The organism is Methylobacterium sp. E-016, from assembly GCF_022829745.1.
Lineage (GTDB): Bacteria > Pseudomonadota > Alphaproteobacteria > Rhizobiales > Beijerinckiaceae > Methylobacterium.
The window spans coordinates 1-10,025 of the sequence record NZ_JAKSYF010000147.1 but is presented as its reverse complement, the minus strand read 5'-3'; the positions used below and the strand labels follow the sequence as shown (position 1 = coordinate 10,025).

Annotated in this window: 8 protein-coding genes; all 8 read left to right on the top strand. The window is 69.7% G+C overall.

Annotated features, from left to right (window positions below):
• Positions 1-1,753 (top strand): methanol/ethanol family PQQ-dependent dehydrogenase (locus MKK68_RS21895; RefSeq protein WP_244032925.1); only part of this gene is annotated, 1,753 nt, incomplete at its 5' end.
• 64 nt (positions 1,754-1,817) lie between these two features.
• Positions 1,818-2,003, top strand: a complete 186-nt coding sequence (locus MKK68_RS21890) for a hypothetical protein (RefSeq protein ID WP_244032924.1) — start codon at positions 1,818-1,820, stop codon at positions 2,001-2,003.
• A 262-nt stretch (positions 2,004-2,265) separates the two neighbouring features.
• The gene (locus MKK68_RS21885; RefSeq protein ID WP_244032923.1) at positions 2,266-3,360 is read left to right on the top strand and encodes a hypothetical protein; all 1,095 of its coding nucleotides are present in this window, start codon (positions 2,266-2,268) and stop codon (positions 3,358-3,360) included.
• Positions 3,357-4,220 (top strand): hypothetical protein, encoded by an 864-nt coding sequence (locus MKK68_RS21880; protein WP_244032922.1) that lies wholly within the window; start codon positions 3,357-3,359, stop codon positions 4,218-4,220. Before MKK68_RS21885 ends, MKK68_RS21880 begins: the two co-directional genes overlap by 4 nt.
• 284 nt (positions 4,221-4,504) lie before the next feature.
• Positions 4,505-5,284, top strand: coding sequence for a ribosome maturation factor RimP (gene rimP / locus MKK68_RS21875; protein ID WP_244032921.1), 780 nt, complete (start codon positions 4,505-4,507; stop codon positions 5,282-5,284).
• 68 nt (positions 5,285-5,352) lie between these two features.
• Positions 5,353-6,960: a transcription termination factor NusA gene (gene nusA, locus MKK68_RS21870; RefSeq protein ID WP_147728245.1), complete on the top strand. Its 1,608-nt coding sequence runs from the start codon at positions 5,353-5,355 to the stop codon at positions 6,958-6,960.
• A gap of 17 nt (positions 6,961-6,977) precedes the next feature.
• The gene (locus MKK68_RS21865; RefSeq protein WP_244032920.1) at positions 6,978-7,787 is read left to right on the top strand and encodes an RNA-binding protein; all 810 of its coding nucleotides are present in this window, start codon (positions 6,978-6,980) and stop codon (positions 7,785-7,787) included.
• On the top strand, positions 7,788-10,025 hold a 2,238-nt coding region (gene infB / locus MKK68_RS21860), incomplete at its 3' end, for a translation initiation factor IF-2 (protein WP_244032919.1).

Here is a 10,025-nt window from a genome sequence, read left to right as displayed (position 1 = left end):
CCCGGCGATCGCGAACGACGATCTGATGAAGCATTTGGCGAACCCGGCCGAGCAGGTGCTGCAGACGGTCGACTACGCCAACACGCGCTATTCGAAGCTCGACCAGATCAACGCGGGCAACGTCAAGAACCTCCAGGTGGCCTGGACCTTCTCGACGGGCGTTCTGCGCGGCCACGAGGGCTCGCCGCTCGTCGTCGGCAACATGATGTACGTCCACACGCCGTTCCCGAACATCGTCTACGCGCTCGACCTCGACCACGAGGCCAAGATCGTGTGGAAGTACGAGCCCAAGCAGGACCCGTCGGTGATCCCGGTGATGTGCTGCGACACGGTCAACCGCGGCCTGGCCTACTCGGACAACGCGATCATCCTGCACCAGGCCGACACCACGGTGGTGTCGCTCGACGCCAAGACCGGCAAGGTGAACTGGTCGGTGGTGAACGGCGACCCGAAGAAGGGCGAGACCAACACCGCCACGGTCCTGCCGGTGAAGGACAAGATCATCGTCGGCATCTCGGGCGGCGAGTTCGGCGTGCAGTGCCACGTGACCGCCTACGACGCCAAGACCGGCAAGAAGGTCTGGCGCGGCTACTCGATCGGCCCGGACGACCAGATGCTGGTCGACCCGGAGAAGACCACCTACCTCGGCAAGCCGGTGGGCAAGGACTCGTCGACCAAGACCTGGGAAGGCGACCAGTGGAAGACCGGCGGCGGCTGCACCTGGGGCTGGTTCTCCTACGACCCCAAGCTCGACCTGATGTACTACGGCTCGGGCAACCCCTCGACCTGGAACCCCAAGCAGCGTCCGGGCGACAACAAGTGGTCGATGACCATCTGGGCGCGTAACCCCGACACGGGCGTGGCCAAGTGGGTCTACCAGATGACCCCCCACGACGAGTGGGACTACGACGGCATCAACGAGATGATCCTCACGGATCAGAAGGTCGGCGGCAAGGAGACCCCGCTGCTGACCCACTTCGACCGCAACGGCTTCGGCTACACCCTCAATCGCGCCACCGGCGAGCTCCTCGTCGCCGAGAAGTTCGACCCGGTCGTCAACTGGGCCTCCAAGGTCGACATGGACCGGGCGTCCCCCGGCTACGGCCGGCCGATCGTCGCCGAACGCTACTCGCCCGAGCGGACCGGCGAGGACGAGACCACCACCGGCATCTGCCCCGGCGCGATCGGGGCGAAGAACCAGCAGCCGGCGGCGTTCTCGCCCGGCACGGGGCTGTTCTACGTGCCCACCAACCACATCTGCATGAGCTACGAGCCGTTCCACGTCACCTACACGACGGGCGTGCCCTATGTCGGCGCCACCGTCGGGCTGCAGCCGCCGCCGGGCGAGTCCCGCACCGGCGCGTTCGTCGCCTGGGACGGCGTCGCGGGGCGGATCGCATGGTCCCTGCCCGAGCCGTTCTCGGTCTGGTCGGGCGCCCTCGCCACCGCCGGCGGCGTGGTCTTCTACGGCACGCTCGAGGGCTACCTGAAGGCCGTCGACGCGGCGACGGGCAAGGAACTCTACCGGTTCAAGACCCCGTCGGGCATCGTCGGCAACGTGATGACCTACCGGCACGGCGGCCGTCAGTACGTGGCGGTGCTCTCGGGTGTCGGCGGCTGGGCCGGGATCGGCCTGGCCGCCGGCCTCACCGACCCGGCGGACGGCGCCGGCGCGGTCGGCGGGTACGCGGCACTGTCGGATTATACCGCGCTCGGCGGCCAGCTCACCGTCTTCGCCTTGCCCGTGCGGTGACGAGGATGCGATACCAATCTGTGGGTGAATTTCCCACATCAAGCAGAAACATGCGCGTCGCACGATGTCGCTTCCGTTCGAGGAGCCGATCGATTCGATGCCGGATTCGCCTGCCACGCCGCGACGCTCGCGCCGGCGCGACCTTCTCGTCGCGATCGTGCTGACGGTGTGGATCGTCGCCGTGGCGCGGACCGAACGGACCGCGCAACTGACCCCGCCGGTCGTGTCCTACGCGGCGGCCTCGCGCTGAGGCAGATCTCACAGCGTTCCGTCCGGGCGCTGCCCGATCGGTGCACCGGGCGCCGGCGCCCGGCCCGGGTCGAGACGCAAGGGATGGCCGCCCGAAAGCCGGACCCGCGTCGGCTCCGTGCCGGTTTTCGTGTCTCCCTCCCCCGACGCCGATCCGGCCCCGGAGCTTAGTCCATAAGCGAATTCAAAATAGGAAAATAAACTGTACATTCCCGCTTTGTTCCGGTAAATGATCCTCATCGAAGGCGATTCGGATCGATGCCATGGCCAGACAACCGAGGATCGGTGAAGAGGTCCGGCAACTGAAGGGGCTTCTGGCCGGGCTCTCCCTCGACACGAAGTTGCTCCGCCTGGAGCAGGCACTCCGGCGAAAGGATTGGTCCGACCAGCCGCGCGCTCCTTTCGGTCAGCCTAACGGTGGGCAATGGATTGCCGGCGGCGGTGGGGATGGGAACGCCGTCGATCCGGACGTGCTGCGGCTGATCAAGCCGCAATGGGCACAGATGCCCGCAGCCGAGCCCACGCAGATTCGTGAGGAGACCCGTCTCGACGACGGCACCCGCATCCTCTCGATCCGCATCCGCGCCGGCCGGCGCGACTTCGACGAGCAGCACGCGGTCACCGCGCCGGACGGCGAGAGCCGGGTCTTCGAGACCCTCGGCGCGACGCAGACGATCCGCGACGGCGTCTCCGGCGAGATCCTGGGGCGCAGCACCTTCACGGCGAACGGCGCCGAGCCGGACGCGACGGTGCAGCCCGCCTTCCTGCAGGCGGTTCCGCTCGCCCTGGCGGCCGTTCGGGTCCTACGGACGCTCGAGCTCGCCGGCACGCTCTTCGCGACGCTTTCGGCGCAGCGGGGTCGCTACGGCACCGTCCTCGGCACCACGGCGCACGAGTTCCGTGGCGCCGAGGACTTCGAGCACATGCCGGCGATCTGGGTCGGTCAGCTCGACCAGGCATCCCTCGACGCCGCCTGCCCGAAGACCGGTGAGATCCAGACCCAGCTCGACGCGGTCGCCACGGCGGTTCGACAAAGTGGCGCGTATCGAACGCCGCAAGCCGTCGGCACCGCGATCCACGTGCTGATGGATCGTTGGGCAAAAGCCCAGAACATCGCCGATTTCAAATCGGAGCTGTCGATTCTCAAGACTGGAGGCGAAGGCTCGTATGGTCAGTCCGGCACGAGCCGCCTTGACCAGTTTCATAGCCCACAGCCGACCGTCGCCTGCGTCTACGACTACAAGACGGGGCTTCGCGGCCTCGGTTGGTCCGATTCGGTGCGTTACGCGACCAGAGCCAAGATGCTGTTCCCCAAAACGCAGCGGATCATCGTCATACAGATGCGGGAGTCGCGATGACCACCAAGAAGCAGTTGGCTCGACTTTTTCGAGACGTGCTGAAGCACAATCCGGATTGGGTCCAAGTGAATCCGTATGCGATCTGGATCCGCCCGATCCGCCATTGCATCGCGCAGATCTACATCTATCGCGGCAGGTCTGCCGATGTATTTTGGCCCAGGTTCAGTATCGCGCCCTTGTACTGGAGTGGCGCGAACTGGGATTGGAATGTCGGCAGTTTTTCCGAGGGGTTCCGACGCGAGCCCCTACCTGCCCCCTTCACGCGGGACTACTTCCTCCAGCCCGATTACGAGCGCAGGCCGGAATTTCCCCAGCTTGCCGCCTGGGCGGCCACGGTCGGGGACTTCGCGTGGGCAGATCCCGAAATCGGCCGCATCTTCACGCGCGCGGTCGAGGAGCAGGTCCTGCCGCTGCTGCGCCCGATGGCCCTCGACCACCACGCCTACCTGGACTTCTACCGCAGCCACATCGTCCCGAGCCGCGGCCTTTACGACCAGCAGCGCATGGCGATCGCGCTCGCGGAGGGCGCGCTGGATGAGGCGCGCGAGTTCCTGGGCCAGATCTGGCGGTGGTACGAGAGCGACACCTACGGCGATTACGAGCCGCCCGAGATCCTCGACTATCCCAAGCGCGGCGCGCGCACGCAGCGCGCCATCGAGGCATGGGAGAAGGCCGGCCGCTGCACCGACTACCGGCGCTGCCGCCGCCGCATCCTCGAGATCGTCGAACCGCTCCGCACCGGCGACCGCGCGGCCATCGCGGCGATCCTTCACCGCTGGGAGGCCAAGGCGGCGCGCTTCCACCAGGCCGAGCGCTGGTGGGAGCCGACGCCGTTTCCCATCGAGGAGGGGCTGGCCTGAGCGACCGTCGATCCGACCTCATGGAGGCCCTTCCATGGTCCAGGATCGCTCCTCGAGCGATTCCCGGGTCGTCCGGCTGCTTCGGGTCGAGGCGACGCGCAGCCGGAAAACGCTTGAATTCTTCGCGTTCACCCGCTAGATCGTTCCTCATCAGTTCTGGTTGCAGTCGCGAGGCTGCGGTTCGGGAGTGGGCCCCACCGGGTCCGCTCTTTTTTATTGCCGCAAGCCCCTCTCCTGTCCTCCGGAGCGCCGCCCCATCAGCGAGCCCGATCCTGAGCGCAGTCATGTCAGAGCCGACCGCCGTCCCCTCGCCCGAGCCGTCGGCTGAGCCGACGGAGAAGCGTCTGGTCCGCGAGACCGGCGTCGCCGCGCGCGTGGCGCAGGTGATCGAGGGTCCGATCGAGGGGCTCGGCTTCCGCCTCGTGCGGGTAAAGGTGTCGAGCGCGAACGGCTGCACCGTGCAGATCATGGCCGAGCGGCCGGACGGCTCGATGTCCATCGACGAGTGCGAGACCGTGAGCCGCGCGATCTCGCCGATCCTCGACCTCGATGACCCGGTCGGCATCGCCTACTATCTCGAGATCTCCTCGCCCGGCATCGACCGTCCGCTGGTCCGGGTCTCCGACTTCGCCCGCTGGGCCGGCTACGAGGCCAAGATCGAGCTCGCCGTGCCGCTCGGCGGCCGCAAGCGCTTCCGCGGGATCATCGGCGAGCCGGACGCGGCGGCGCTCACCGTCCCGGTCGACCTGCCCGACGTCAAGGAAGGCCTGCCGAGCCGGGTCTCGCTGCCGCTGCGCGACCTCGCCGATGCGCATCTGGTGCTCACGGACGAACTCGTGCGCGAGTCGCTGCGGCGCGGCGGAGGCCCAGTGCAGGACCTCGACGAGGCGCTCGACGACGACGAGGCGGAAGATGCCCCGGCCCTTCCGCCGGCGCCGTTCCCGAAGCGGCAGAAGGCTTCCGGCAAGCCCAAGGCGGCCAAGCCGAAGCCCGCTTCGGACGCGCCCAAGAAGCCCGTGACCACCAAGGCGGCCCGCCTCAAGGACCGCGACTCGCTTCACTAGAGCATCGCCGCCCGCCCCGCTTGCAAAGCGGCGACCGGGGCGGCACCCCAAGAGAAGGACCGACACAGATGGCCGTCGTCAGCGCCAACCGGCTCGAACTCCTGCAGATCGCCGACGCGGTCGCCCGCGAGAAGGTGATCGATCGCTCCATCGTGATCGACGCGATGGAGGAGGCGATCGCCAAGGCGGCCCGCTCGCGCTACGGCGCCGAGACCGACGTGCACGCCGAGATCGACAACAAGACCGGGGCGCTGCGGCTCTCCCGCCACCTCCTCGTGGTCGACCTCGTCGAGAACGACGCCCGCGAGATCACCCTCGACCAGGCCCGGCGCTACAATCCCGGCGCGCTCGTCGGCGACGTGATCTCCGACACCCTGCCGCCGTTCGATTTCGGCCGCGTGGCGGCCCAGTCGGCCAAGCAGGTCATCGTCCAGAAGGTGCGCGACGCCGAGCGCGACCGCCAGTTCGACGAGTACAAGGACCGCATCGGCGAGATCGTGAACGGCCTCGTCAAGCGCGTCGAGTACGGCAACGTCATCGTCGACCTCGGCCGCGGCGAGGGCATCGTCCGGCGCGACGAGATGATCCCGCGCGAGACCTTCCGCCCCGGCGACCGCATCCGCTCGTACCTGTTCGACGTGCGCCGCGAGGTGCGCGGGCCGCAGATCTTCCTGTCGCGCTCGCATCCGCAGTTCATGGCGAAGCTCTTCGGCCAGGAAGTGCCGGAGATCTACGATGGCATCGTCGAGGTGAAGGCGGTCGCCCGCGATCCGGGCTCGCGCGCCAAGATCGCGGTGATCTCGCGCGACGGCTCGATCGATCCGGTCGGCGCCTGCGTCGGCATGCGCGGCTCGCGCGTCCAGGCGGTGGTCGGCGAGCTCCAGGGCGAGAAGATCGACATCATCCCGTGGTCGGAGGACCAGGCGACCTTCATCGTCAACGCGCTGCAGCCGGCCGAGGTCGTCAAGGTGGTGCTCGACGAGGAGGCCGACCGCATCGAGGTGGTGGTGCCCGACGACCAGCTCTCGCTCGCCATCGGCCGCCGCGGCCAGAACGTGCGCCTGGCCTCGCAGCTCACCGGCTGGGACATCGACATCCTGACCGAGGCCGAGGAGAGCGAGCGCCGCCAGAAGGAGTTCGCCGAGCGCACCACCGTGTTCATGGGCGCGCTCGACGTCGACGAGACCGTCGGCCAGCTGCTCGCGGCGGAAGGCTTCCGCAACGTCGAGGAGATCGCCTACGTCGACATCCAGGAGCTGTCCTCGATCCAGGGCCTCGACGAGGAGACCGGCGCCGAGATCCAGGCCCGCGCCCAGGATCACCTCGCCCGGATCGAGCAGGAGCACGACGACCGCCGCACCGAGCTCGGCGTGCAGGACGAGCTGCGCGAGATCGACGGCCTGACCACGCCGATGCTGGTCTCGCTCGGCGAGAACGACGTGAAGACGATCGAGGATCTGGCCGGCTGCGCCACCGACGACCTCGTCGGCTACACCGAGGGCCGCGGGCCGGAGGCCAAGCGCCACGCCGGCTACCTCGACGGCTTCGAGGTCTCGCGCGCCGAGGCCGAGGCCATGATCATGGCCGCCCGCCTCCGCGCCGGCTGGATCGAGGCGCTGCCCGAGCCCGAGGCGACCGAGGACGCGGCGGAGCCCGCCGAGGCCGAGGCCAACTGACGACGCGAGGTCGGGCGATGATTCAGGCCGCTCAGCCGCCGGCTGACGAGGGCATCGAGGACGTCGTCCTCGATGCCGGGCCGAATCGTGGCCGACAGGGCGCGCTGCGCACCTGCATCGTCACGCGCACTGCGCAGGCGCCCGACGCGATGATCCGCTTCGTCCTCGGGCCGGACGGCGTCGTCGTGCCGGACCTGCGCGCCCGGCTTCCCGGCCGCGGCGCCTGGGTCAGCGCGCGCCGCGAGGACGTCGCGACGGCCGTGAGGAAGCGGGCGTTCAACCGGGCGTTCAAGACGCAAGGCGCGACAGCCTCCGCCGACCTGCCCGACCGGATCGCCGAGGGGTTGCGGGCCGACCTGCGGCAGGCGATCGCGCTGGCCAACAAGGCCGGCTGCATCGTGACCGGCTTCACCAAGGTCGAGGCGGCGATCGGCGCGCAGCCGCGCGTCGCTGCCGTGATCCATGCGTCGGACGCCGCGCCCGACGGTCGCCGTAAGATCGCGGCGGCATTGCACCGGCGGCACGGCGATGCCATATCCCGCATACCGATCGTTGACGACTTGTCCGAAGACGAATTGGACATGGCCTTGGGTCGGGATCATGTGATACACGCTGCGCTCGTCGCAGGAGTCGGGGCCGCCGGCTGCCTGGCGCGTTGGCGTCGGCTACGCTCCTTCGAGGGCGTCGCCGCGGCGATCGAGGAGCGCGGATCCGCCGGATACGGCGGGGATGCTCCCCCTCTGCAAGACGATGCCGTGACGGATCAGGCCGGCGCTCCGCGGGTTGCCGGTTCACGCGACGATGGAAACCCTCAGGGTTCAGGCTGAATGAGCGATACGAATAATCCGGGCGACAAGACTCTGAGCAAGACTCCTGCGAAGCCGCTTTCCTTGAAGCGTCCGATCGAACAGGGGACCGTGCGCCAGAGCTTCTCCCACGGCCGCTCCAAGCAGGTCGTGGTCGAGACGGTGAAGCGCCGCGTGATCGGCGCGGCGCCGGCGCCCGTCGCCCCCATCGCGGCCCCGACACGGGTCGCCCCGCCTCCGCCGCCGGTCGCCCCGCGCCCGGCGCAGCGGTCCGCGTCTGGCGTCGTGCTGCGCACGCTGAGCGAGCAGGAAAGCTCGGCGCGCGCCGCAGCGCTCGCCGACGCGCAGCGCCGCGAGCAGGAAGCCCGCCGCCAGGCCGAGGCCGCCGCCGAGGCGCAGCGCGCCCAGGCCGCAGCCGAGGAGCGCGAGCGCGAGGCTGCCGCCGCCAAGCGCGCCGAGGAGGCGCGTCGCCAGGAGGAGGAGAAGCAGCGCGCCGCCGAAGCCGCTGCCGCCGCCGCCGAGGCACGTGCCGCCGCCGAGGCGGCGCCGGCCAAGGCGCCCGAGCCTGCCGCCGCGCCGGCGCAAGCTTCCGATCAGGTCGCCGCGCCCGCGGCCGCTCCGGTCGCCGCCGCGCCCGCGGCCGCCAAGCCCGCACCGGCTCCGCGTCCGGCCGCGGCCGCGACGCCTGCCGCTCCGCAGGCGGCGCGTCCCGCCACCGGGGCTGCGCGTCCTGCGCCGGCCGCCGCACGGCCGCCGCTGACCGCGCGTCCGACCCCGGCCGAGCCGCGCAAGACCATCACCGCGGACGTGCGCAAGCCGCAGAACCTGAACTTCATGGCGCGCCCCGCCCCGGCGCCCGAGCCCGAGAAGAGCGCGAGCCCGACCACCGCGGCACGGCCCGCGGGGACCGCTGCGCGTCCGGCCGGCCGCCCGGCGGCGAACGAGGACGAGAGCGAGACCAAGCGCGTCATCCGCCGTCCCGGCATGCCGCTGAAGATCATCACGCCGCCGAAGACGCCCAAGCAGCCCGGCGGCGACCGCAACCGCGGCCGCCTGACCATCGCGACCGCGACGTCCGGCGAGGACGAGCGCACCCGCTCGATCGCCTCCTTCCGCCGTCGCCAGCAGCGCATGAGCGGAAGCCGGCAGGTCGAGCAGAAGGAGAAGCTGTCGCGTGAGGTGACGATCCCGGAGACGATCACGATCCAGGAGCTCGCCAACCGCATGTCGGAGCGGGCGGTCGACGTGATCCGCCTGCTGATGAAGCAGGGCGAGATCCACAAGATCACCGACGTGATCGATTCGGATTCGGCGCAGCTCATCGCCGAGGAGATGGGCCACACCGTGCGCCGCGTCGCCGAGTCGGACGTGGAAGAGGGCCTGACCTCCGACGAGCCGGATCTCGACGAGGATCTCGATCCCCGTCCCCCGGTCGTCACGATCATGGGCCACGTCGACCACGGCAAGACGTCGCTCCTCGACGCGATCCGCAAGGAGAACGTGGTCGAGGGCGAGGCCGGCGGCATCACCCAGCACATCGGCGCCTACCAGGTCGCGTCGCCGTCGGGCGACATGATCACCTTCATCGACACCCCCGGCCACGCGGCCTTCACCTCCATGCGCGCCCGCGGCGCCAAGGTGACGGACATCGTCGTGCTCGTGGTGGCGGCCGACGACGGCGTGATGCCCCAGACGATCGAGGCGATCCAGCACGCCAAGGCGGCGGGCGTTCCGCTGATCCTGGCGATCAACAAGATCGACAAGCCCGAGGCGAACCCGCAGCGGGTCCGCACCGAGCTGCTCCAGCACGACATCCAGGTCGAGTCGATGGGCGGCGAGACGCTGGAGTTCGAGGTTTCGGCCAAGACCGGCGACGGCCTGCCCGACCTGCTCGAGGGCCTGCAGCTGCAGGCCGAGATCATGAACCTGCGCGCCAACGAGAAGCGCGACGGCGAGGGCACGGTCATCGAGGCCAAGCTCGATCGCGGCCGCGGCCCCGTCGCGACCGTGCTGGTGCAGCGCGGCACCCTGTTCACCGGCGACATCGTCGTCGCCGGCGCCGAATGGGGCCGCGTCCGCGCGCTCATCGACGACCAGGGCGAGAACATCCAGTACGCGGGACCGTCGGTCCCGGTGGAGGTCCTCGGCTTCAACGGCACGCCGGATGCCGGCGACCGCGTGATCGTGGTGCCGAGCGAGGCCCGCGCCCGCGAGGTCACGGAGTATCGTGCCCGGACGAAGCGCGAGCGCCAGAACGCC

Excerpts from the sequence above, each read along its gene's own strand:
- MKK68_RS21890 (WP_244032924.1), top strand. The coding sequence starts at position 1,818 with ATGTCGCTTCCGTTCGAGGAGCCGATCGATTCGATGCCGGATTCGCCT.
- MKK68_RS21885 (WP_244032923.1), top strand. The coding sequence starts at position 2,266 with ATGGCCAGACAACCGAGGATCGGTGAAGAGGTCCGGCAACTGAAGGGG.
- MKK68_RS21880 (WP_244032922.1), top strand. The coding sequence starts at position 3,357 with ATGACCACCAAGAAGCAGTTGGCTCGACTTTTTCGAGACGTGCTGAAG.
- rimP (WP_244032921.1), top strand. The coding sequence starts at position 4,505 with ATGTCAGAGCCGACCGCCGTCCCCTCGCCCGAGCCGTCGGCTGAGCCG.
- nusA (WP_147728245.1), top strand. The coding sequence starts at position 5,353 with ATGGCCGTCGTCAGCGCCAACCGGCTCGAACTCCTGCAGATCGCCGAC.
- MKK68_RS21865 (WP_244032920.1), top strand. The coding sequence starts at position 6,978 with ATGATTCAGGCCGCTCAGCCGCCGGCTGACGAGGGCATCGAGGACGTC.